Genomic DNA, 23,250 nt, shown 5'->3' on the forward strand with positions numbered 1-23,250 from the left:
TCACGGTACGCCGTAACCGACGCACCCGTTTCCGGTCAGTTCACCTCAGCGTTCGCCGGAGTCCTCGCGGACCACCGACTGAGCCGCTGTCGCGGCGGCACTTCCCGGACGCTTGCGGGCCACCCAGCCCTCGATATTCCGCTGCTGGCCACGGGCCACGGCCAGTGCGCCGGGCGGCACATCCTTGGTGATCACGGAGCCGGCGGCCGTGTAGGCGCCGTCCCCGATGGTGACGGGAGCCACAAACATGTTGTCGGAGCCCGTCTTGCAGTGTGAGCCGACGGTGGTGTGGTGCTTGTGCTCACCGTCGTAGTTCACGAACACGCTGGCGGCGCCGATGTTCGTGTACTCGCCGATCGTCGCGTCGCCGACGTAGGAGAGGTGCGGGACCTTGGTGCCCTCGCCGATCGTGGCGTTCTTCATCTCCACGTACGTGCCGGCCTTCGCCTTCGCACCCAGGTTCGTCCCCGGACGCAGGTACGCGAACGGGCCGACGGTCGCCGCCTCGCCGACGACGGCGGTGTCCGCCACCGTGTTGTCCACGCGGGCGCGCGGACCGACGTGCGTGTCCGTCAGGCGGCTGTTCGGGCCGACCTCCGCCTCTTCGGCGATGTGGGTGGTGCCGAGGAGCTGGGTGCCCGGGTGGACGATCGCGTCCCGGCCGAAGGTCACGTTCACGTCGATGAGCGTGCTGGCGGGGTCCACGACCGTCACGCCGGCGAGCATCGCGCGCTCCAGCAGGCGGGCGTTGAGCAGCGCGCGGGCCTCGGCGAGCTGGACCCGGTTGTTGATCCCGAGGATCTGACGGTGGTCCGCGCCCACGGCCGCGCCGACGCGGTGGCCGGCCTCGCGCAGGATGCCGAGCACGTCGGTGAGGTACTCCTCGCCCTGACTGTTGTCGGTACGGACCTTGCCGAGGGCGTCCGCGAGGAGGGTGCCGTCGAAGGCGAAGACCCCGGAGTTGATCTCGCGGATCGCACGCTGGGCGTCGGTGGCGTCCTTGTGTTCGACGATGGCGGTGACCGCCCCGTCCGCGCCGCGGACGATGCGCCCGTACCCGGTGGAGTCCGGCACCTCGGCGGTCAGCACGGTGACGGCGTTGCCGTCGGCCTCGTGCGCGGCCGTCAGTGCGGCCAGGGTCTCGCCGGTCAGCAGCGGGGTGTCGCCGCAGACGACGACCACGGTGCCGGACGGCGCGGCGCCGAGCTCTTCGAGGGCCATCCGGACCGCGTGGCCCGTGCCGTTCTGCTCGTACTGGACCGCGGTGCGGACGCCGGCGTCGATCGCGGCGAGGTGCGCGGTGACCTGCTCGCGCGCGTGTCCGACGACTACGACGAGGTGTGCGGGGTCCAGCTCGCGGGAAGCGGCGACCACGTGACCGACGAGCGAACGCCCGCTGATCTCGTGCAGGACCTTGGGGGTGGCCGACTTCATGCGGGTGCCTTCACCCGCTGCGAGTACGACGACGGCTGCCGGGCGGTTGGCGCTCACGGGTGTGCCCTTCGGCTTCGGGTGGTGGACCCGTGAAGGATACCGGGGGGTCATGGTCCGGAAACGAGGCCGGGTCCCGACCGGAACGGTCAGGACCCGAAGTTCAGCGTTCGTGCGGTGTGAGCTCCCGGAGAAGGATTCGAACCCTCATTCAATGGACCAAAACCATTTGTCCTGCCCTTAGACGATCCGGGATGGTTCGCCATTTATGTCCGATTTGGCTGATCGAACTGCGATGCAGCCCCTACTATGCCGCACCACCAGCCTTCGATGCGACGGTACGGACCGGCGCCTTGGAGCACACGCACCGCGAGGCGGCCGTGATGGCTGTCGCCGGTGATTACTGCTGGTGTGCAGGAATATCGCTCGCCGGTGTGCTGGGGCCCCTGCGTAGGCTGGACGGCATGACCAGCACGGGGGAACAGCGGGAAATTGCCGGGGCCGGCCGGGACGGGCCGTTGTGGTGGGACCGCCGCAGGTCGGCGCTGCTGGACGTGGGGCTCGCCGGGGTGTCCGCCGTCGAGTGCGGGGTGGAGGGCGTCGACTTCGCCCACGAGGCGGGGATCCCGGTCTTCGCCGGAGTGCTGTTCGGACTCGTGACCGGATCCGTACTCGTGCTGCGGCGGCGCTGGCCGATCGCCGTGGTGCTGGTCGGGATCGCCGTGTCGCCGGCCGCGATCGGCTTCCTGCTCGGCGTGGTGGGGCTGTACACGCTCGCCACCTCCGAGGTGCCCCGGCGGATCACGGCGACGCTGACGTCGATGTCGCTGGCCGCGACCTTCGTCACGATGTACATGCGGACCCGCGGGGACGTGGAGGCCGACGGCACCCTCGTCATCGTGCTGTCCGTGTTCGTGGCGGTGGCGCTGACCGTGCCGCCGGTGCTGCTCGGCCTGTACACGGCGGCCCGCAGGCGGCTCATGGAGAGCCTCCAGGAACGCGCGGCCTCGCTGGAGCGGGAGCTGTCGCTGCTCGCGGACCGGGCGGAGGAGCGGGCCGAATGGGCCCGTACGGAGGAACGGACGCGGATCGCGCGGGAGATGCACGACGTCGTGGCGCACCGGGTCTCCCTGATGGTGGTGCACGCGGCGGCGCTCCAGGCGATCGCGATGAAGGATCCCGCGAAGGCCGTGAGGAACGCCGCTCTGGTGGGGGACATGGGGCGCCAGGCGCTGACGGAGCTGCGGGAGATGCTCGGCGTGCTGCGGGCGGAGGCCCCGAAACCGGTGGCCCCGACGGCCCCGGTGGCCGCGGTGGCCCTCGTGGGGAGCTTCGAGGACGGGCCGTCGCTGGGGGAGCTGGAGGATCTCGTCGGGCAGTCGCGGGCGGCCGGGATGGTCGTGGAGCTCGATGTCCGGGGGGCGTACCCGACGTACGGGGCGGAGGTGGAGCAGACGGCGTACCGGGTGGTGCAGGAGGCGCTGACCAACTGCCACAAGCACGCCCCGGGCGCGCGGGTCGTCGTACGGATGGCGCACCGGGACGGGGAGGTGGCGATGCAGGTGGAGAACGGGCCGTCGGACAAAGAGGCCGCCGAGCCGGGGCTGCCGAGCGGGGGGAACGGGCTCATCGGCATGCGGGAGCGGGTGCTCGGCCTGGGCGGGGTGTTCGTGTCGGGGCCGACGGACGACGGCGGTTTCAAGGTCTCGGCGGTGCTGCCGGGTGGCGGGCGTCGGTAGCGGGACGGCCGGGACCCGGCGGCGGAGCTGACGGACGAGGAGCGGAAGAGCTTCGCGCGGCGGGGACGGGGCGGGGCGGGCGCCGCGCGGTTGTGGCTGAACGTCCCCGGGCCGTTCTGCACGGGGATGACGGACCACTGACGCCCGGGGCGCCACCCCGGGCGCCCGTTGCCGGGGACGGCTCCTAAGCCGTCGTCAGGCGGGTGGGCTGGAGGCCGGTCAGCAGGAGGGTGAGGGCCTCGTCGAGGGTGGCACCGAGGTACCAGTCGCCGGTGTGGTCCACGCAATAGACGCGGCCTTCGCGGTCCAGGGCGAGGTGGGAGGTCCCGTCGGCCTCGATGCCGAGGGGGCAGAGCTGGGTGGAGAGGGCGCGGCCGAGGTCGGCGAAGGTCCGCGCGAGGTGGAGCCCGGTCAGGGGGTCCAGCCGTACGGGGGTGGGGGCGATCTGGCGGCCGGGGCCCGGGGCGGTGACGGTGAGGTTGCCGAATTCGGCCCAGGCCTCGACGGCGGCGGGGAAGACGGTGTGGCGGTGTCCGGCCGGAGTGGTGTGGTCGCGCAGGGCGTCGGCCCAGTACTCGGCCTGCTTGATGTCCCAGCGGCCCGGTTCCCAGCCGGCGGTGCGCAGCGCGGAGTCCACGGCGACGGGGAACCGGGTGGCCGAGGAGCGGTCGTAGGAAGCGGAGGTGGCGGTCATGGTGACTACTCGGGGTGGGTGAGGTCGACGGGGCGTACGCCGAAGTGGGCGAGGAGGGCCTCGCAGGAGCGGCAGGGGGGTGCGTAGCTGCCGTGGAGCGGGTCGCCGTCCTCGCGGATGCGACGGGCGGTGATCTTGGCGTGCTTGAGGGAGCGGCGGGCCTCGCTCGGCGTGAGCGGTTTGCGCGAGGCGCGCTTGCTGCGGGCCCCCTCGACGGTGGTCAGGTGGCGGGAGAGCAGGATCGCCTCGGGACAACGCCCGGTGAAGCGTTCGCGCTGGCCGCTGGTGAGGGTGTCCAGGAAGTCCTGGACGAGGGCGTGCAGGACGGGGGGCAGGTCGGCCTTGCCCGCGGTGCCGGTGAGGGTCTCGCCGCGGACGGAGAGGGCGGCGGCCACGGTGGGGAGGATGCCGTCGCGGCGGAAGCGGAGCGTGGGGACGGCGGGACGGCCGTCGTCGCTGCTCCAGCGCAGGCGGGGGTCGCCGGGTCCCGCGGCGTGGCTCTGGCCCGGGACGGTCTGCGGGTCGCCCGCTTGCGCCGGGGCGCCGGTTCCGGGGTGCGCGGCGGTTCCCGGGTGGGCGGCCGTGGCCGCCGCGGCGTCGGTTCGCGGGAGTACCGGGGGCCCCGGAGGCCCCGGGGGCCCCGGGAATCCCGGGCGTTCTGAGCCGGCGTCCGCCGGTTCCGTGCGTGTTGCCGTGTTCTGCATGGTTGCGCTTTCCCTCCCGTGGCCGCGGCGGTGACCGCTGTCGCGCACGCCCCCGTGCTGTGGGGACAGCCTGTCAAATGTCCTCTGCGATGTGGAAGCGGGGTCGAATATTCGTATCAATTCGGATCTTCCCGGCTGTCGTGCGGGCGGCCCGCCCGCGTGCGGGTGAGGCCCTTGCCGCAGCACTTAGGCTGTGGTGAACCAGCCAGATCCAGCAGGGGGCTACCGCCATGACGACAGGTCGGCTCGGGCAGCAGGCCGCGCCACCCAACGCCGCTTACTCGGGGCAGGTCGTGCATTTCCCGGACCCCGTCCGGGCCGCGCGCCATCCCCACGGGGTCCGCATCGGCGCGAACGGGCATCCCGACTTCGCTCCGTACGCGCGCGCTGCGGTGGACATCGCCGAGCCCCCGGAGGGCTTCGGCGTGGACGAGCTGCGTCTGACGGACTTCGTGTCCGCCAACGCCGCGATGCGGGCGACCGGCCACGAACTGTGGGACACGGTCGGCCCGGTGGCGACGCCGCACGGCTGGACCTGGCACCACGTGTCCGGTTCGCGCCGGATGGAGCTGGTTCCGGTCGAGGTGAAGGCGCTGCTCCGGCACCACGCGGGGCTGACGACGGTGGCGGTGGACCACGAGAAGCGCGGGACCAGGCCCCTGCAGGAGGTGCGCCCGGTACACCTGGGGCTGCCCAAGACGCTGGTCTCGGTGTCCGAGCAGCAGGTGCAGGGCGTCGAGGAGGACCTCGGCTACCGGCTTCCGGAGGCGTACCGCTCGTTCCTGAAGGCGGCGGGCGGCTGCGCGCCCATCGGCGCCGGGCTGGACGTCGAGCTCGGCCTGCTGGTGGACCAGCCGTTCTTCACCGTGCGCGAGGAGGCGGCGGTCAACGACCTCGTCTACGCCAACAAGTGCCTGCGGGACCACCTGACGAAGGACTACCTGTGCGTGGCCTTCGTGCAGGGCGGGCTCCTCGCGGTGAAGGTGCGGGGCGAGGCGGCCGGTTCGGTGTGGTTCTCCCCCTACGACGATGCGCGCGACCGCGACGGCTGGTCGGTGCAGGAGCGGGTGGAGCGGTTGCTGCTGCCGTGCGGTACGGATTTCGACGCCTTCCTGGAGCGACTGGCGGGCAATCCCCCGGAGTTGGAAACGGTTGCCGGTCTGATGGTGGACGGCGGATTCGCACGCTCGGTTCCCGTGGCGGGTCCGGCTTCGGCGGCGGATTCCTCCGCGCCGGTGGAGGGGTGACGGCACGATGGTGACGTTTGCGCAGGCGCAGGAGCGCGCCGAGGAATGGATCAACGGGGACGTGCCCGGGTACCAGCACCGCGAGGTGCGCGTACGGGAGTTCGGGCTCGGCTTCGTGCTGTGGGCGGAGGACCGCCCGGCGGGACCCGTGTCGGGCGGCGGCCGGCAGCGGCTGGTCATCGCGCGGGACAGCGGGGAGGTGACGCTCTGGCCCGGTCTGCCGGTGGGTGAGGTGATCCGCCGCTACGAGGAGGAGTACGGGGCGTCGGCCGCGCAGGCCGAGGCCTCGGTTCCGGTGCCGAGGATCGACTCGGAGCAGACCTCTTTCATGCTCAGCCCGCCGGAGTGGCTGCAGGAGGCGGCGGACCGGGCGGGGATCCCGCCGGCCCCGGCCGCTTCCGCTGCTCCCGCTCCTCCCGCGGCTCCCGCCGCTCCGGCGGTGCCGGCCGCCTCCGGCGCGCCGGCCGCTGCGGAGGCGGAGCCCGTGCCGGTGCCGCTGCGGCGCGGGGGCGAGGTTCCGTACGAACCGACCGCCAACGACGGGGTGCCGGCCGGCGCCACGCCCTGGGCCGGGACGGACGTGAACGGTGCGGACTCCGTGTCCGTGCCGCTGCCGGCGACGGTGTTCGCGCCGCCGCTGTCCGGCTCGGACGCGGAGGACGCCCCGTCGTCCTCCGGGACGGGCCCGGAGGCCAGGACGACGCTGATGCCGAGGGGCAGCGAGCTGCCGAAGACGGCCGTCGCGCCCGCACTGGACGTGAACGCGGGGCCGGGCGGGCCCGGACCGCGGCCTGCGGCGGGGGCTGCTTCCCCTTCCCCTTCCCCTTCCCCTTCCCCTTCCCCTTCCGCTTCGGTTCCCGGTGGGGCCCCTGCTTCCGGTGACATCGCCGACGCACCCACGAGCAAGGCCCGGATCAACCGGGCCGCCGCGCCCGTGACGCCTCCGGGGCCGCCCGGTGCGCCCGGCGGCGGGGCCGAGCAGCCCTCGTACGCCGCGACGATGCTGGCGAGCCCCGGTGGCCCGCAGCAGCCGGCGCCTCCGGGTCCTCCCGGTGCTCCTGGTGCGCCGGGCGCTCCCGGGGTGCCCGGCGGTGGGCTGGACCATGCCGCGACGATGCTGGCGGGTCCGGCCGTGACCGGTCAGCCGCCCGCGGCTCCCGGCCCGCCCGGGGCTCCTGGCGCTCCCGGGGCTCCCGGGGCTCCCGGCGCTCCCGGCGCTCCCGGCGCTCCCGGCGCTCCTGGTGTACCCGGAGCCGGTGCGCACCATGCCGCGACGATGCTGGCGAGTCCCGGCGTACCCCAGCCTCCCGGCCCTCCCGGTGCTCCCGGTGCTCCTCGTGCTCCCGGGGTGCCCGGCGGTGGGCTGGACCATGCCGCGACGATGCTGGCGGGTCCGGCCGTGACCGGTCAGCCGCCCGCCGCCCCCGGCCCGCCCGGGGCTCCTGGCGCTCCTGGTGTACCCGGAGCCGGTGCGCACCATGCCGCGACGATGCTCGCGGGTCCCGGCGTACCCCAGCCCCCCGGCCCTCCCGGTCCCGCGCCGCAGGCCCCGATGCCGCCCGCGCCGCAGCAGGCCGCGCCCCCGTCGGGGCTGCCCACGGTCGGCCCCGGCTACCAGGCCGTGCTGCGCTACCGCGCGCCCGACGGTTCCGAGCAGCAGCTCATCCGCCGCTCCGCGCCCGGCACCCCGCACCCGGAGTGGCAGATCCTGTACGAGCTGCGCGCGATGAACGTGCCTCCGCAGCAGGTGCTGGAGCTGCACACCGAACTGGCCTCCTGCGAGCTGCCCGGCGGCTACTGCGCCCGCATGATCCGGGAGACCTGGCCCCAGGTCCGGATCACGAGCGTGGCTCCGTACGGGACGGACCACGCGGGCCGGCAGCAGGGCATGCGACACCTGCTGACCCATCAGGGCGAGCTGCACCAGGTGGCGGACGGCCCGGCGCGCCCCGCGCCGGTCCGCGCGCCGCTGCCGCAGGTGCCGTTGCAGCCGGCGATCCCGCTGGACGCGATCGCGCAGGAACTGGCGGGGGCGTTCGGGCCGCAGGGCGTGTTCCGCTTCGACCAGCGCGCGGTGTCCCGGCAGGGCGTGCCGGAGATCGTGGCGCAGACGCTGATGTGGTCGGGCCTCCCGGTCGACTTCGGGCCGTTCTTCTGGGCGCAGGCCGTACCGGGTGCCCCGCTGCCGACGCTCGCCGAGCTGGCGGCTCAGCGGCAGGTGCAGCCGGCGTCGGACGCGGGTTCCTACCTGGTGGTGGGCAGCGACTTCGGCAAGGCGCTGTGCGTGCAGTACGGGACCGCGCACATAGTGGCGGTGCCGGTGGAGGCCGGTCCGGACGGCGGGCCGGTGCCGCCGCAGTTCGTGAACTCCTCGCTGCCGCAGTTCGTGCGGTCGCTGGCGATGCTGGGTCACATGTGGCGGCTGCGCCAGCACCTGACGCCGGAACAGGCGGGCCGCTGGACCACCGATTTCCAGACGAATCTGGCGGGGCTGGACAGCGCGGCGCTCGCGTCCGCGGAGAACTGGTGGTCGGTGCTGCTCGAGCAGATGTGGGACGGTCTGCTCTGACCGTTCCGTGAACCGGCCCGACCGGTTCCCGGCGGATATGGATGGCCGGGTCGTGACCCTCGAACAGGGTCACGGCCCGGCCATTCGGGCTTCTGGGAGCAAATGACGCATCCTTGACGGGAATCCCCGCGAGAGAGGCGCTTCAGGATGAGTGCACCCTTTACGACCGTGCGCGGCCGCGGCTACCGGATGGAAGAGGTGGACCGGTACCTCGCCCGGCTGTCGGGGAGCCGGGACGAGGCCTGGGAGCGGGTGGCCAGGCTGACCGTGCTGGCCAAGCAGATGGACGCGGAGGCGGAGCGGCTGCGGGTGGCGGTCTCCGGGCTGGTGCCGCAGACGTACGAGGACCTCGGCGAGCGGGCCCGGCGGATCCTGCGGCTCGCCGAGGAGGAAGCACGGAGCGTGGCGCTCGACGCGCACGCGGACGCGCTGGCGGCGGCGGGCGCGGCCGAGGCGCACGCCGAACGGGTGGCGGACCTGGCGCGCACGGACGCGGACGCGGTCCGCGACCAGACCGAGGTGCGGGCCCGGCAGGGCCTGGCGCGGGCGGCCCGCGAGGCGGACGAGGCGCGGGCGGAGGCACGGGACGACGCCGCGGCGTGGCGGGCGGACGCGCAGGCGGTGCTGGCGGAGACGCGGCGCCGGGCGGACGCGCTGCTCGCGGAGCGCGAGCAGGAACACGCGGAGCGCTGGGACGCGTCCGAGCGGGAGCTGGCGGCGCGGGAGGCGGAGCTGGAGACCTGGCACGCGGAACAGGAGCGGCACGCGGCTTCGCGCCTGGCCGAGGCGAAGCGGGGGCTCGCGGAGGCGGAGGAGGCCGCGCGCCACGGGCAGGAGGACGCGGAGGCCAGGGGCGGGGAGCTGATCGCGCAGGCGCGGGTGCTGGAGGAGCGGGTCGGCCGGGAGACGGAGCGGATCCTGCGGGAGCACGAGGAGGCGCAGGAAGAGATGCGGGCGCACATGAACCACGTCCGCTCCAGCCTGGCGTCCCTGACGGGCCGCGCCCCCGCGGAGGGCTGACCCGCCCCGCGCAGCGGTGGGTCAGGACGGGGGCGCGCACCGGGACGGGTCGCTGCGCAGCCCCCGGTTGGTGACGACCACGGTGAACCCGGCCGTCGCGGGCTTCGCCGGGGCCGCCGCGGGTACCGGGGGCACCGCGGCCGCCCGCGGAGCCGGGAGCGCGGCCACGAGCGTCCCCGCCACCGTGGCCTCGGTCGGCAGCACCGTCCCGTCCACCTCGATCCGGGGATCGTCCCCGAACCCCCCGCCCTCCACCGTCAGTACGCCGTCCGCCGTCGCGGACACCTGCGTGATCACGGGATTCGCCCGCGTCGCCATCTTGTTCACGAGGTACGCGCCCGCCGGGGCCCCTGTCAGCGCCCACATCTCCGAGGGCAGCCTGGGGAGTCCGCCGCCCACGTCGGAGACGAAGAACGCCACCACGTACAGCATGGTGACCGCGCTGAGGGCGACGTACTGGAGGTCGACCAGGTCGGTGCGCCCGCTGTCGTTGGAGATCAGGTCGTGCAGCGGACGCCGACGCGTGCCCTTCGGCGCGGGTTTGGCCATGGAACCGTGCTCCACCCGCAGGCCGACCACCGCCTTCGCGGCGATGAGGGCGGCGTACGGGCCGCCGAGCAGGGGCAGGTAGACGGTCGTCAGGGAGGACAGCGGGCCGTCGGAGCGCTGGAACCAGTCGGCTCCGCCGCCCGCGGTGAGCCCGTAGACGAGCGTGGCGCAGAGGAGCCAGAGCAGGATCACGGTCCAGGCCAGGGCCAGGGTGATGGAGGTGGACAGGCGGCCGTCGCGGCCGGTGACGAAGCCGGGATGGCGGACGAGCCGCAGGACGATCGGGCCGGCCAGGGCGGCGAGTAAGGCGAGTGCGAAGAGCGCGGAAAGCATGGGTCCCCCGGGAAGTCGGTCTCCGTAGAGCGTGACGCACCCAGCCGGATCATGACAACCGTCTTCGTGCTCCCGTCGTCCCGTCGTCCCGTCGTCCCTACTCCCCGCGCTGCTCCGGCAGCACCGGGAACCTCCGGGGGGCCATCAGGAGCAGCACCAGCGCCGAGGCGGCCGCCGCGACCGTCGCGCCGAGGAAGATGTGGTCCCCGGCAGCGGCCACCGCGCGCCGCAGGTACTCGGCGGCGGCGGCCGGGAGGAGCCCCGGCGCGGCCAGGGCCTCGGACACGTCCCCCAGGTGCTCCGGGAGCCCCGGCACGGGGGCGTCGGCCAGCCGTCCGGCGAGGGTGGCGTTGGCGACGGCCCCCAGCAGCGCCGCTCCGATGCTCTGGCCGACCTGGCGGCAGAACAGGACCGAGGCCGTCGTGGTCCCGCGCTCCGCCCATCCCACCGTGGACTGGACGCCGACGATCAGCGGGAGCTGGAAGAGGCCGAGGGCCCCGCCGAGCAGGAACATGATCAGTGCGGGCTGCCAGGGGGAGGCGGGGTAGGGGAGCAGGGTGAAGGAGAAGAGGATCACGGCGGCCAGCGCGACCCCGGTGGCGGCGGTGTTGCGGAAGCCGACGCGCCGGTAGACGTGCTGGGCGAGGGCGGCGCTGACGGGCCAGCTCAGGGTCATCGCGGAGGTGACCAGCCCGGCGCTGGTGGGGCCGAGGCCGAGCACGGTCTGGGCGTACGTCGGCATGAAGACCATCGGGGCGACCATCAGCAGGCCGAGCCCGGCCATGGCGAGGTTGACGGCGGCGATGGTGCGCCGGCGCCACACCCAGCCCGGGAGGATCGGGTCCGCCGCCCGGCGTTCGATGCGGACGACCAGGGCCCCGAGCGCGGCGCTCGCGCCCAGCAGCCCGAGCGAGGGCGCGGACAGCCAGGGCCAGGCGACCCCGCCCTGGACGAGCGCGAAGAGCAGCAGCCCGCCGCAGGCGAAGACGCCGAGCGCGCCCGCCCAGTCGACGGGGCCCCGGCGGCGGGCCGGCGGCCGGACGGGCTCGACCAGGTGGCGCGTGATGATCCACAGGGCGGCGGCGGCCAGCGGCAGGTTGAGCAGGAAGATCCAGCGCCAGTCGGTGTACGAGGCGATCAGGCCGCCGAGCGCGGGGCCCGCCAGTGCGGAGGTGGCCCACACCGCGGACATCCGGGCCTGGATGCGGGGGCGTTCACCCAGCGGGTAGAGGTCGGCGGCCAGCGTCTGGACGGTGCCTTGCAGTGCGCCGCCGCCCAGGCCCTGGAGGATCCGGAAGGCGACGAGGGCGGCCATGTTCCAGGCGGCCGCGCAGAGCAGGGAGCCGAGGAGGAAGAGGCTGATGCCGAGGAGCAGGACGGGCTTGCGGCCGTAGGTGTCGGAGAGCTTGCCGTAGACGGGCAGGGTGACGGTTCCGGCGAGGATGTAGCCGGAGAAGATCCAGGAGAAGACGGCGAAGCCGCCGAGGTCGCCGACGATCTGCGGGACCGCCGTGGAGACGATGGCGCCGTCGAGGGCGACGAGTCCCATCGTCAGCATGAGCGCGGCGACGACGGCGGTACGGGGCCGCGCGGGCGTCCGGGCGCCGGGGCCCTTCGCCCCGGCTCCCGCCCTGGCCCCGGCTCCCGTCCTGGCCCCGGCTCCCGTCCCGGCCTCGGCTCCGGTCCCCGCTGCGGCGGAGGGTGTGCCTCCGGCCTCGCCTTCGGTACTCGCGCCCGTGCTTTCCCCTGAGCTCATGAAATGTCCCTTCCACCCCTGCGTACCTGCGCGGACACCTTCTCACCGGTGCGCGCCGGGGTGGTGTCCCCCCAGAGCGCCTCGTCCCCACGGCTGAGATCCCCTAGGGGTTGCTCCTCACAAGGATCCAGGGACGCTTCGTCCCGGCGGAGGAGGAAGTCCGGCGCCCGGGGTCCTTAACTGGTTACTACAGGACGGGGAGTTCGGGGGTAGGGCTAGCACCCTTATGGATACGGCGCCTGGCACCAGCGCGCCAGAGCCCCCCGGCCGGAAGACTTCGAGAAGCACACCCTGCGGACCACGCGGCCCGTACGGAACGAACGAGGGGAAACACCGTGACAACGGCTATGACCGAAACCAGGCACGGGGGCACTGGAGGGCATGCAGCCGTCGCGGCGCGGGCGCGGCAGGTCGTCAAGGCCTACGGCTCCGGCGAGACGCGCGTCACCGCCCTCGACTCGGTGGACGTGGACATCCAGCGAGGCCAGTTCACCGCGATCATGGGGCCCTCCGGCTCCGGCAAGTCCACGCTGATGCACTGCCTGGCCGGACTGGACACGGTGACCAGCGGCCAGATCTTCCTGGACGAGACGGAGATCACCGGCCTGAAGGACAAGAAGCTGACGCAGCTGCGCCGGGACCGGATCGGCTTCATCTTCCAGGCCTTCAACCTGCTGCCGACGCTCAACGCCCTGGAGAACATCACGCTCCCCATGGACATCGCGGGCCGCAAGCCCGATACGCAGTGGCTGAACCAGGTCGTGGAGACGGTGGGCCTGGCGGGCCGCCTCAAGCACCGGCCGACGGAGCTCTCGGGCGGTCAGCAGCAGCGCGTGGCCGTCGCCCGCGCCCTGGCCTCCCGCCCGCAGATCATCTTCGGTGACGAGCCGACCGGAAACCTCGATTCCCGGGCCGGCGCCGAGGTACTGGGCTTCCTGCGCCGCTCGGTGGACGACCTCGGCCAGACCATCGTCATGGTCACCCACGACCCGGTCGCCGCCTCCTACGCGGACCGCGTCATCTTCCTGGCCGACGGCCGCATCGTCGACGAGATGCTGAACCCGACCGCGGACGGCGTGCTCGACCGCATGAAGGACTTCGACGCGCGCGGGCGGACCTCATGACCGTCATGAAGACCGCGCGGCGCAACTTCGTCGCGCACAAGGGGCGGATGGCGCTGTCCGCCGTCGCCGTCATGCTGTCCGTCGCGTTCGTCTGCGGCACCCTGGTGTTCACCGACACCATGAACACGACGTTCGACAAGCTGTTCGCGGTCACGAACTCCGATGTGACGCTCAGCCCGAAGAAGGCCGAGGGCGGCGAGGAGGGCTCCGACACCGGCAAGCCCGAGTCGCTGGCCGGTTCGGTCGTCGAGCAGGTGAAGAAGGCCGAGGGCGTCAAGGCCGTCGAGGGCGGCGTCGCCTCGATGGCCGTGACGGTCGTCAACTCCAAGAACGAGAACCTCGGATCGACCACCGGCGCACCGACCTTCGCCGGCAACTGGACCGAGAACGAACTGAAGTCGATGAAGATCATCGAGGGTCAGGCCCCACGCGGCCCCACCGAGGTGATGATCGACGGCGACACCGCGAAGAAGCACCACCTCAAGCTCGGCGACGACCTGCGCACCATCGCGGTCACCGGTGACATCCGCTCCAAGATCACCGGTATCGCCGCCTTCACCGTCACCAACCCGGGCGCCACCGTCGTCTACTTCGACACGGCCACCGCGCAGCAGAAGCTGCTCGGCGCCCCGGACGTCTTCACGCACCTCAACGTCACCGCCAAGGACGGGGTGAGCGACGCGCAGCTCAAGCAGAACGTCGCCTCCGCCGTCGGCGCGGACACCTACAAGCTGCAGACCGCGAAGGAAGCCGCGGACGCCAACCGCAAGGACATGTCCTTCCTGGACATCATGAAGTGGGTGATGCTCGGCTTCGCCGCGATCGCCTTCCTCGTGGGCATCTTCCTGATCTTCAACACCTTCTCGATGCTGGTCGCCCAGCGCACCCGTGAGATCGGCCTGATGCGCGCCATCGGGGCCGAGAGCGGCCAGGTGCTCAAGTCCGTCGTGGTCGAGGCCTTCCTGCTCGGTGCCGTCGGATCGGCCCTCGGGGTCGGCGCGGGGATCGGACTGGCCGTCGGCCTGATGAAGCTCATGGGCCAGATGGGCATGAGCCTGTCCACGGACGATCTGACGATCGCCTGGACCACCCCGGTCGCCGGCATCGTCCTCGGCGTCGTCGTCACGGTCGTCTCCGCCTACATACCGGCCCGTCGGGCCGGCAAGGTCTCGCCGATGGCGGCCCTGCGCGAGGTCGGTACCCCCGGCGACAAGAAGGCCGGGCGGATCCGTGCCGCCGTCGGCCTGGTCCTCACGGGCATCGGCGGCGCGGGCCTCTACCTCGCCGCGACGGCCGACAAGGCGGGCACCGGATCCCTGTGGCTGGCCATGGGCGTCCTGTTCACCTTGATCGGCTTCATCGTGATCGGCCCCATGCTCGCCGGAGTCGTGGTGAAGGCGCTGTCCGCCCCGGTGCTCCGGCCCTTCGGGTCCGTCGGCCGGCTCGCCGAGCGCAACGCGCTGCGCAACCCGCGCCGCACCGGCGCCACCGCCGCCGCGCTGATGATCGGCCTCGCGCTGGTCGCCTGTCTGTCGGTGGTCGGCTCCTCGATGGTGGCCTCCGCCACCGACGAGCTCGACAAGACGGTCGGCGCGGACTACATCGTTCAGTCCCAGACCCAGCCGGTCGTACCGCAGGCCGAAGAGGCGCTGCGCAAGACCCAGGGCCTGGACCACGTCACGGCGTACCGGGAACTGGACGTCAAGATCACCGCCCCCGACGGCACCACCGAGAAGGACGGCCTCGGCGCCCAGGACCCCACGTACGCCAAGGACGTCCGGCGCAAGATGACCGCCGGCGAGCACGCGGCGGCCTACGGCCCGAACGCGATGTCGGTCGGCTCGGAGTACGCGGACAAGCACCACGTGAAGCTGGGTGACGAACTGACGGTCGCCTTCACCGGCGGCAACACCGTCAAGCTCAAGGTCGCGGCGATCACCAGCGACGGGGGCGGCCTCGACCGGGGCATGAAGTACACCAGCACCGCCGTCGCCGAGGCGAACGTGCCGGCCGACAAGCTGCCCAGGCCCTTCATGCTGCTGGCCTCGGCGAAGGACGGCCAGGAGACCACCGCGTACAAGGCGGTCAAGGCGGCGCTGGCGGAGTACCCGCAGTACCAGGTGCTCAACCAGACCGACTACAAGCAGGCCCTGAAGGACCAGGTCGGCCAGCTGCTGAACGTGGTCTACGCACTCCTCGCGCTCGCGATCATCGTCGCGATCCTGGGCGTCGTGAACACCCTGGCCCTCTCGGTGGTCGAGCGGACCCGCGAGATCGGCCTGATGCGCGCCATCGGCCTCTCCCGCCGCCAGCTGCGCCGCATGATCCGCCTGGAGTCGGTGGTCATCGCCCTCTTCGGAGCCCTGCTGGGCCTCGGTCTGGGCATGGTGTGGGGCGCCACCACCCACCAGCTCCTGGCCCTGGCCGGCATGAAGGTGCTGGAGATCCCGTGGCCGACGATCCTCGGAGTCTTCGCCGGCTCCGCCCTGGTCGGCCTGCTCGCCGCGCTCTTCCCGGCCTTCCGGGCGGGCCGGATGAACATCCTGAACGCGATCGCCAGCGAGTAGTCGCCAGCGCGGTCGTACGGGGGAAGACCCGGCCCCGCTCCACCCGAACGGGTGGGGCGGGGCTGCGGTCGTCCCCACGCCCCGGACGACGGCGGCGCGGAGCGTGACGCAACGCGTCCCGCGCGGGGAGCGCCGGTTCCGCGGTCCGGGCCCGGGCGCGGCGACGATCCTCGCGCGACTGACGGTCCCGCGTCGTAGGGTGGGAACCCCCGGCCCGTTCGACGTGTCGGGTCCTTCGCGTTGCCGCCCCACGGCACCTCACCGGACGGAAAGCCGCTTCATGAGCCTGCACGGACTGCTCGACGCCGTCACCCGGGACCCCGCTCTCGCCGAGGCGGTCACCGCGGCCGGGGACGGCAACCGCATGCACGTGGACCTGGTCGGCCCGGCCGCCGCGCGGCCCTTCGCCATCGCCGCGCTGGCCACCCGCACCGAGCGGACGGTGCTCGCGGTCACGGCCACCGGCCGGGAGGCCGAGGACCTGGCCGCCGCGCTGCGGTCGATGATGCCCCCGGGGCGCGAGGACGAGGTGGCCGAGTTCCCGTCCTGGGAGACGCTGCCGCACGAGCGGCTCTCGCCGCGCAGCGACACCGTGGGCCGGCGGATCGCCGTGCTGCGCCGACTCGCCCACCCGAGCAAGGACGATCCCGCCGCGGGCCCCGTCTCCATCGTGGTCGCCCCCATCCGCTCCGTGCTCCAGCCGCAGGTCAAGGGGCTCGGGGACCTGGTACCGGTGAATCTGCGGCACGGAGAGAGCGTCGATCTGGGCGAGGTCACCGAGGCGCTCGCGGCCGCCGCGTACGCGCGCGTCGAGCTCGTCGAGAAGCGCGGGGAGTTCGCCGTGCGCGGCGGCATCCTCGACGTGTTCCCGCCCACCGAGGAACACCCGCTGCGCGTGGAGTTCTGGGGTGACGAGGTCGAGGAGATCCGCTACTTCAAGGTCGCCGACCAGCGGTCGCTGGAGATCGCCGAGCACGGCCTGTGGGCCCCGCCCTGCCGGGAACTGCTCCTCACCGACCAGGTGCGGGAGCGCGCCGCGGCCCTCGCCGAACTGCACCCCGAGCTCGGCGAACTCCTGCACAAGATCGCCGAGGGGATCGCGGTGGAGGGCATGGAGTCCCTCGCCCCGGTCCTGGTCGACGACATGGAGCTGCTGATCGACGTCATGCCCGCGGGCTCCATGGCCGTCGTCTGTGATCCGGAGCGGGTCCGCACGCGCGCCTCCGACCTCGTGGCGACCTCCCAGGAGTTCCTGATGGCCTCCTGGGCGGCCACCGCCGGCGGCGGCGAGGCCCCCATCGACGTGGGCGCGGCCTCGCTGCGGGGGATCGCGGACGTCCGCGAGCACGCGCGCGAGCTCGGCATGATGTGGTGGTCGGTGTCCCCGTTCGCCGCCGACGAGGACGCGGCGGCCGGCAGCGACAGCCTCACCCTGGGCATGCACGCCCCCGAGGCCTACCGCGGCGACACCGCCCGGGCGCTCGCCGACACCAAGGCGTGGATCGCCGACGGCTGGCACACCGTCTACCTCACCGAGGGCCACGGCCCGGCCGCCCGCACCGTGGAGGTGCTCGGCGGCGAGGGCATCGCGGCCCGCCTGGACGCGGACCTCGCCGCTCTGGAGCCCTCCCTCGTCCACGTCACGTGCGGCTCCCTCGGCAACGGCTTCGTGGACCCGGCCCTCAAGCTCGCCGTCCTCACGGAGACCGACCTGACCGGGCAGCGCACCGCCAGCAAGGACCTGGGCCGGATGCCCACCCGGCGGCGCAAGGCGATCGACCCGCTCACCCTGGGGGTCGGCGACTACATCGTGCACGAGCAGCACGGCGTCGGCCGCTACGTGGAGATGGTGCAGCGCACCGTGCAGGGCGCCACGCGCGAGTACCTCCTCGTCGAGTACGCGCCCGCCAAGCGCGGGCAGCCCGGCGACCGGCTCTACATCCCCACCGACCAGCTCGAGCAGGTCACCAAGTACGTCGGCGGCGAGGCCCCGACCCTGCACCGGCTCGGCGGCGCCGACTGGACCAAGACCAAGGCGCGCGCGAAGAAGGCCGTCAAGGAGATCGCCGCCGACCTGATCAAGCTCTACAGCGCCCGGATGGCCGCCCCCGGCCACACCTTCGGCCCGGACACCCCCTGGCAGCGCGAGCTCGAGGACGCCTTCCCGTACGCGGAGACGCCCGACCAGCTCACCACCATCGCCGAGGTCAAGGAGGACATGGAGAAATCGGTCCCCATGGACCGCCTGATCTGCGGAGACGTCGGCTACGGAAAGACCGAGATCGCGGTGCGCGCCGCCTTCAAGGCGGTCCAGGACGGCAAGCAGGTCGCCGTCCTCGTCCCGACCACCCTGCTCGTGCAGCAGCACTTCGGGACCTTCTCCGAGCGGTACGCGCAATTCCCCGTCAAGGTCAGGGCGCTGTCCCGGTTCCAGAGCGAAAGCGAGTCCAAGGCCACGCTGGAGGGCCTGCGCGAGGGCTCCGTGGACATCGTGATCGGCACGCACCGGCTCTTCTCGCAGGAGACCAGGTTCAAGGACCTGGGCCTGGTCATCGTCGACGAGGAGCAGCGGTTCGGCGTCGAGCACAAGGAGCAGCTGAAGAAGCTGCGCGCCAACGTCGACGTGCTGACGATGTCCGCGACCCCGATCCCGCGCACCCTGGAGATGGCGGTCACCGGCATCCGCGAGATGTCCACGATCACGACCCCGCCCGAGGAGCGCCACCCGGTCCTGACCTTCGTCGGCCCGTACGAGGAGAAGCAGATCGGCGCTGCCGTGCGCCGCGAACTGCTCCGCGAGGGCCAGTGCTTCTACATCCACAACCGCGTCGAGTCCATCGACCGGGCGGCCGCCAGGCTGCGCGAGATCGTGCCGGAGGCACGCATCGCGACCGCGCACGGCCAGATGTCCGAGCAGGCCCTGGAACAGGTCGTGGTGGACTTCTGGGAGAAGAAGTTCGACGTCCTGGTCTCCACGACGATCGTCGAGTCCGGCATCGACATCTCCAACGCCAACACCCTCATCGTCGAGCGCGGCGACAACTTCGGGCTCTCCCAGCTCCACCAGCTGCGCGGCCGCGTGGGCCGGGGCCGCGAGCGCGGGTACGCGTACTTCCTCTACCCGCCGGAGAAGCCGCTGACCGAGACCGCGCACGAGCGGCTCGCGACGATCGCCCAGCACACCGAGATGGGCGCCGGCATGTACGTGGCGATGAAGGACCTGGAGATCCGCGGCGCGGGCAACCTGCTCGGCGGCGAGCAGTCCGGCCACATCGCGGGTGTCGGCTTCGACCTGTACATCCGCATGGTCGGCGAGGCCGTGGCCGACTACCGGGCGGCGATCGAGGGCGGCCCGGAGGAGGAGCCGCCGCTGGAGGTGAAGATCGAGCTGCCGGTCGACGCGCACGTCCCGCACGACTACGCGCCGGGCGAGAGGCTGCGCCTGCAGGCGTACCGGTCCATCGCCGCGGCCAACTCCGAGGACGACGTCAAGGCGGTGCGCGAGGAACTCACCGACCGCTACGGCAAGCTGCCGGAGCCGGTGGAGAACCTGCTGCTGGTGGCCGGACTGCGGATGCTCGCCCGTGCCTGCGGGGTCGGCGACATCACCCTCCAGGGGCCCAACATCCGTTTCGGTCCGGTGGAGTTGCGTGAGTCGCAGGAGCTGCGCCTGAAGCGGCTCTACCCGGGCTCGGTGCTCAAGCCGGCCGCCTCGCAGGTGCTCGTCCCCCGGCCGAAGACGGCCCGGGTGGGCGGGAAGCCGCTGGTCGGACGGGAACTGCTGGGGTGGACGGGGGAGTTCCTCGCCACCATCCTCGGCTCGTAGGTCCGCGGGACACGGCCGCGGCCGGCCCGGTCCCGCCGGACACGGCGACGGCCGCGGCCGGGGACCCGTCCGGTCCCCGGCCGCGGCCCTTCGCGTGTCCGCCGGGACCGTCCCGTCGGGCCGGCTCGTTCCGCGATCCGTTTACGGCGCTCCGCGCCTTTCGCGGCATTCGCTCACCGGAGCTCCCCGGGCCTTGCGTACGACCGGGCCGCGACCGTACAACGGTTGAGCGCATCCCCTCACTCCCGGCCGGAAACGCTGTATACGCTCAGACCCGAGAACTTCCTCCGCACGGCCCGTCAGGAGCAGCGATGCACGGCCCCGGCACCCCGCCGCCCCACGGTCACCAGCCCGATTCCGGGGGCGTGATGGCGCTTCGTGTGCTGTTCACGCTGCTGCCCGTCCTGAGCTGCGGCCTGCTCGCCTGGGGAACGATGCTGCGGCTCGCGCTGGTCACCCGCACACCCCGGGACTGGTGGCTGACGGCGGCGTCCGGCGCGGGCGCGGTGCTCTGGACGACGCTGTCCGCGGCCGACACGACCCCCGACAACTCCGGCTGGCAGGCCAACACCGGCGCGATCGGCACGATCCTGACCGGCCTCGGGGTGTGCGTGTACTACCTCGTCGCCGACATCCGCCACCACGAGGCGCGCAGGGCCGCGGCCGTCGCAGGGTGGTACCCGCAGCCCGCCTCCCCCTACCTGCCGCCCCAGCAGCCGAGCCGTGAGACGCGCCCCTCCTACGGCTACCCGCAGACCGGCCCGCAGCCGGCGCCCCCGCGGACCCCCGAGCCCACGCCCGCCCCGCCGCAGCCGCCGCGCATCGGGCAGGTCCGCGCCGAGCTCGACGAGCTCAGCGAGCTCCTGCGCAAGCAGCAGCCTCCCCACCACGAGGGCCCCCGCCAGTGACGGACCGGCTCATCGGAGACCGCTACCGGCTCGCGGCCGTCCTCGGCCAGGGCGGCATGGGCCAGGTCTGGACGGCGTACGACCAGCGCCTGGACCGCCGTGTCGCGGTCAAGCTGCTGCGCCCCGACAAGGTGGCCGGACCGGGCTCCGTGGCCGACGAACTGCGCCGCCGCTTCGTGCGCGAATGCCGGGTCACGGCCCAGGTGGACCACCCCGGGCTGGTCACCGTGCACGATGCGGGCAACGACGGCGACGAGCTGTACCTCGTCATGCAGTACGTCGAGGGCACCGACCTCGCCGACCACCTCGCGCGCCACGATCCCTACCCGTGGACCTGGGCGGTCTCGGTGATCGCGCAGCTGTGCTCGGTGCTGTCGGCCGTGCACGCGGTGCCGATCGTGCACCGGGACCTCAAGCCGCGCAACGTGATGGTCCGCCCCGACGGGACCGTACTGGTCCTGGACCTCGGCGTCGCCTCGGTGATGGACACCGACACCACCCGCCTCACCAGCACCGGTACCCCGATCGGCAGTCCCGCGTACATGGCCCCCGAGCAGGCCATGGGCGGCGCCGTCGGCCCGCACACCGACCTCTACGCGCTCGGCGTGGTGCTCTACGAACTACTCTCCGGCAACGTGCCCTTCGCCGGGTCCACCGCCCTCGGCGTCCTCCACCGCCACCTCTACGAGCCCCCGCTCCCGGTCCGCCCGTCCCGCCCCGACATCCCGCAGCCGCTGGAGGCGCTCCTCCTGCGGCTCCTGGCCAAGGACCCGCAGGACCGGCCCGGTTCCGCGCAGGAGGTGTACGCGGCCCTCGTGCCGCTGCTGCCCCACCGCGGCTCCGGAGCCCCCACCGGGGCGCTCGACCCGACCCGCCCCTTCCTGCGCCCCCAGGCCCCCTGGCCCGACCGCGCCACCGTGATCCCACCGCGGCCGGCCGCCCCGCCGAAGCCGCGCGCGGACGTCCCCGCGGCCGTGGAGGAGGCGAAGAAGCTCCTCGACCAGGGCCGGCTGACCCAGGCCGTGGACATCCTCGGCGGCATCCTCCCGGCGGCGGCCGAGCAGCACGGCGAACGCTCCACGGTGGTCCGCACCCTGCGCAAGCAGTACGCGGCCACGCTGATGGACGACGGCCAGTACCGCCGCGCCCTGCCCGAACTGCGCCGCCTGGCGGAGGAGTTCCCGGCGGGCGACCCGAGGTCCCTGCGCTTTCGCTACGACGTGGCCCAGTGCCTGGAACAGCTCGGGGAACCCGCGGCCGCCCTCGCCGAGTACCGGTCGCTGCTGCCGTTCTTCGAGAACCACTACGCGAACCCGGATCCGGGCCTCCCGCTGGAGGTCCGCCGCCGCATGGCGCACCTGCTGCTGTCCCTCGGCGACCGCCCGGCGGCCCACGACACCCTCTCCCGCCTCCTCTTCGACGCGGAGCGCGTGCACGGGCCCGCGCACCCCTTCTCCGTGGAGGTCCGGCGCACCCTGCACTGGCTGGCTCAGGTGCGCTGAGGCCGCCGGCGACCGGCCGAGCCCCCGGGAACGGCAGATTCCGCCGCGCGGTGTACCGTACGGCGTCCTGTGCATCCGTGTTGGTCAACACGTTCCCCGAGAGGTAGTCGATCGTGAAGGACGCCGTCGCCGACGAGAGTGCGGCCCAGCCCGGGGACGGGGCTCTTCCCGGCCTGCTCGCCAGGGTTCTGCTGGCGACCGTGCCGGTGCTGAGCCTGGGCCTGCTGGGCGGGCTTCCCTCGCTGGTCATCGCCTGGCGCCGGGGTACCCGGGCCGACTGGCTGACCGCGCTCGTCTTCACCGCCGCCATGGTCGGCTGGTGGTTCCAGCTCGCGCTCACGCCGGTGGAGACCGAGGGCTGGCAGGCCGGTGCGGACTTCCTGCTGGTGGCCTTCTCCACGGCCGGCGCCGCCGTGCACTGCCTGTCCGTCAAGCGGCAGCCGGCGGACCCCCGATGAAGACCCGGCGCACGTGGCGAAACCGGGCCGAAGAAGCCACGCCCGGCAACGGGGCGCTCCTCGGACGGGTACTGGCCAAAGCGGCCCGCGCGCCGCGCGGCCGCGCGGGGTGGACGGCGGGCGGCGCCGCGGCGCTGGTGCTCGCCCTGGTGGGGGTCTGGATGTTCGCCGGTGGCGGGCAGGACGGTCCGCCCGACCCGAGGGCGCGCCAGTACAAGGAGTTCGACGCCTGTCTGCTGACGGACGAGAAGGGCATCGTGGGCGGCGCCGCCGCCGCTCCGGTGTGGGAGGGGATGCAGAAGGCCTCGCTGGAGACCCACACCCGGGCCACCTACGTCCCGGTCGTCGGGGAGCCGTCGGCCGCGAACGCCCTGCCGTTCTTCAACAGCCTGATGCAGCGCCAGTGCGACGTGGTGCTGGCGGTCGGCGCCGCGCAGGTGGAGGTCGCGCAGGCGGGGGCGAAGGACCATCCCAAGGCGCACTTCGTCGTGGTCGACGGCTCGCGCAGCGCCGGGAACGTCACGGTGGCGAAGTCCGGTGACGGACTCGAGGAGAGCGTGGCCGAAGCGATCCGACGGGCCGTGAAGACCTCGGGAGTGTAACGCTCGGGCATCGGTTCCGCAGGGCGAGTAAAGATCATATAAAAACGCAGTTCCTGACTATCAGTTACATTCCTCGGTCGGGCAGTCTCGCGAAGCTTTGTCGGCATCGCGTAAGTAAAGGCCTGCCCATGCGTCTCAGTTGGGTCCGTAGCCCTCGCCTCTTCCCACCGGGTCGTCCCGGTAGGCGAAGAGCGAGGGCCGCCGCTCTCTCCGTCCTGTTG

At 72.9% G+C, this 23,250-nt stretch carries 16 protein-coding genes and 1 tRNA gene; 11 read left to right on the forward strand and 6 right to left on the reverse strand.

The window, feature by feature from the left end:
- Positions 1-45: 45 nt before the first annotated feature.
- Positions 46-1,491, reverse strand: a complete 1,446-nt coding sequence (gene glmU / locus ABZY44_RS08245) for a bifunctional UDP-N-acetylglucosamine diphosphorylase/glucosamine-1-phosphate N-acetyltransferase GlmU (protein ID WP_356651180.1) — start codon at positions 1,489-1,491, stop codon at positions 46-48.
- 124 nt (positions 1,492-1,615) lie between these two features.
- Positions 1,616-1,686: transfer RNA gene (locus ABZY44_RS08250), tRNA-Gln, on the reverse strand.
- A gap of 209 nt (positions 1,687-1,895) precedes the next feature.
- On the opposite strand from ABZY44_RS08250, the gene ABZY44_RS08255 reads away from it, so the two are divergent.
- Positions 1,896-3,170 (forward strand): histidine kinase, encoded by a 1,275-nt coding sequence (locus tag ABZY44_RS08255; RefSeq protein WP_356651182.1) that lies wholly within the window; start codon positions 1,896-1,898, stop codon positions 3,168-3,170.
- A 184-nt stretch (positions 3,171-3,354) separates the two neighbouring features.
- Here the strand turns inward: ABZY44_RS08255 and ABZY44_RS08260 are convergent, their stop codons facing one another.
- The gene (locus tag ABZY44_RS08260; RefSeq protein ID WP_356651184.1) at positions 3,355-3,864 is read right to left on the reverse strand and encodes an SUKH-3 domain-containing protein; all 510 of its coding nucleotides are present in this window, start codon (positions 3,862-3,864) and stop codon (positions 3,355-3,357) included.
- A 5-nt stretch (positions 3,865-3,869) separates the two neighbouring features.
- Positions 3,870-4,334, reverse strand: coding sequence for a YwqJ-related putative deaminase (locus ABZY44_RS08265; RefSeq protein WP_356651234.1), 465 nt, complete (start codon positions 4,332-4,334; stop codon positions 3,870-3,872).
- A 464-nt stretch (positions 4,335-4,798) separates the two neighbouring features.
- Between ABZY44_RS08265 and ABZY44_RS08270 the strand changes: the two genes are divergently transcribed.
- The 3 genes from ABZY44_RS08270 (at position 4,799) to ABZY44_RS08280 (ending at position 9,404) form a co-directional block, all read left to right on the forward strand.
- Positions 4,799-5,815 (forward strand): SMI1/KNR4 family protein, encoded by a 1,017-nt coding sequence (locus ABZY44_RS08270; protein WP_356651186.1) that lies wholly within the window; start codon positions 4,799-4,801, stop codon positions 5,813-5,815.
- A gap of 7 nt (positions 5,816-5,822) precedes the next feature.
- On the forward strand, positions 5,823-8,384 hold the full coding sequence (locus ABZY44_RS08275; protein WP_356651188.1) for an SUKH-4 family immunity protein: 2,562 nt from the start codon (positions 5,823-5,825) through the stop codon (positions 8,382-8,384).
- A gap of 147 nt (positions 8,385-8,531) precedes the next feature.
- Positions 8,532-9,404, forward strand: coding sequence for a DivIVA domain-containing protein (locus ABZY44_RS08280; protein ID WP_356651190.1), 873 nt, complete (start codon positions 8,532-8,534; stop codon positions 9,402-9,404).
- Between the two features lie 21 nt (positions 9,405-9,425).
- Here the strand turns inward: ABZY44_RS08280 and ABZY44_RS08285 are convergent, their stop codons facing one another.
- Positions 9,426-10,286, reverse strand: coding sequence for a hypothetical protein (locus ABZY44_RS08285; RefSeq protein WP_356651192.1), 861 nt, complete (start codon positions 10,284-10,286; stop codon positions 9,426-9,428).
- A gap of 97 nt (positions 10,287-10,383) precedes the next feature.
- The gene (locus ABZY44_RS08290; protein ID WP_356651194.1) at positions 10,384-12,042 is read right to left on the reverse strand and encodes an MFS transporter; all 1,659 of its coding nucleotides are present in this window, start codon (positions 12,040-12,042) and stop codon (positions 10,384-10,386) included.
- A 335-nt stretch (positions 12,043-12,377) separates the two neighbouring features.
- Between ABZY44_RS08290 and ABZY44_RS08295 the strand changes: the two genes are divergently transcribed.
- The 7 genes from ABZY44_RS08295 (at position 12,378) to ABZY44_RS08325 (ending at position 23,029) form a co-directional block, all read left to right on the forward strand.
- Positions 12,378-13,166: an ABC transporter ATP-binding protein gene (locus ABZY44_RS08295; RefSeq protein ID WP_356651196.1), complete on the forward strand. Its 789-nt coding sequence runs from the start codon at positions 12,378-12,380 to the stop codon at positions 13,164-13,166.
- A complete protein-coding gene (locus ABZY44_RS08300) occupies positions 13,163-15,733 on the forward strand; it encodes an FtsX-like permease family protein (protein WP_356651198.1) in 2,571 nt (856 codons plus the stop codon). The genes ABZY44_RS08295 and ABZY44_RS08300 overlap by 4 nt, the downstream gene beginning before the upstream one ends.
- A 280-nt stretch (positions 15,734-16,013) precedes the next feature.
- Positions 16,014-19,559: a transcription-repair coupling factor gene (mfd, locus tag ABZY44_RS08305; RefSeq protein WP_356651200.1), complete on the forward strand. Its 3,546-nt coding sequence runs from the start codon at positions 16,014-16,016 to the stop codon at positions 19,557-19,559.
- A gap of 311 nt (positions 19,560-19,870) precedes the next feature.
- Positions 19,871-20,467: a hypothetical protein gene (locus tag ABZY44_RS08310; protein WP_356651202.1), complete on the forward strand. Its 597-nt coding sequence runs from the start codon at positions 19,871-19,873 to the stop codon at positions 20,465-20,467.
- Positions 20,464-21,969, forward strand: a complete 1,506-nt coding sequence (locus ABZY44_RS08315) for a serine/threonine-protein kinase (protein ID WP_356651204.1) — start codon at positions 20,464-20,466, stop codon at positions 21,967-21,969. The genes ABZY44_RS08310 and ABZY44_RS08315 overlap by 4 nt, the downstream gene beginning before the upstream one ends.
- Positions 21,970-22,082: 113 nt before the next feature.
- On the forward strand, positions 22,083-22,427 hold the full coding sequence (locus ABZY44_RS08320; RefSeq protein WP_356651206.1) for a hypothetical protein: 345 nt from the start codon (positions 22,083-22,085) through the stop codon (positions 22,425-22,427).
- Positions 22,424-23,029: a BMP family ABC transporter substrate-binding protein gene (locus ABZY44_RS08325; protein ID WP_356651208.1), complete on the forward strand. Its 606-nt coding sequence runs from the start codon at positions 22,424-22,426 to the stop codon at positions 23,027-23,029. The genes ABZY44_RS08320 and ABZY44_RS08325 overlap by 4 nt, the downstream gene beginning before the upstream one ends.
- Positions 23,030-23,250 lie beyond the last annotated feature (221 nt).

This window comes from Streptomyces sp. NPDC006544 (assembly GCF_040611715.1).
Lineage (GTDB): Bacteria > Actinomycetota > Actinomycetes > Streptomycetales > Streptomycetaceae > Streptomyces.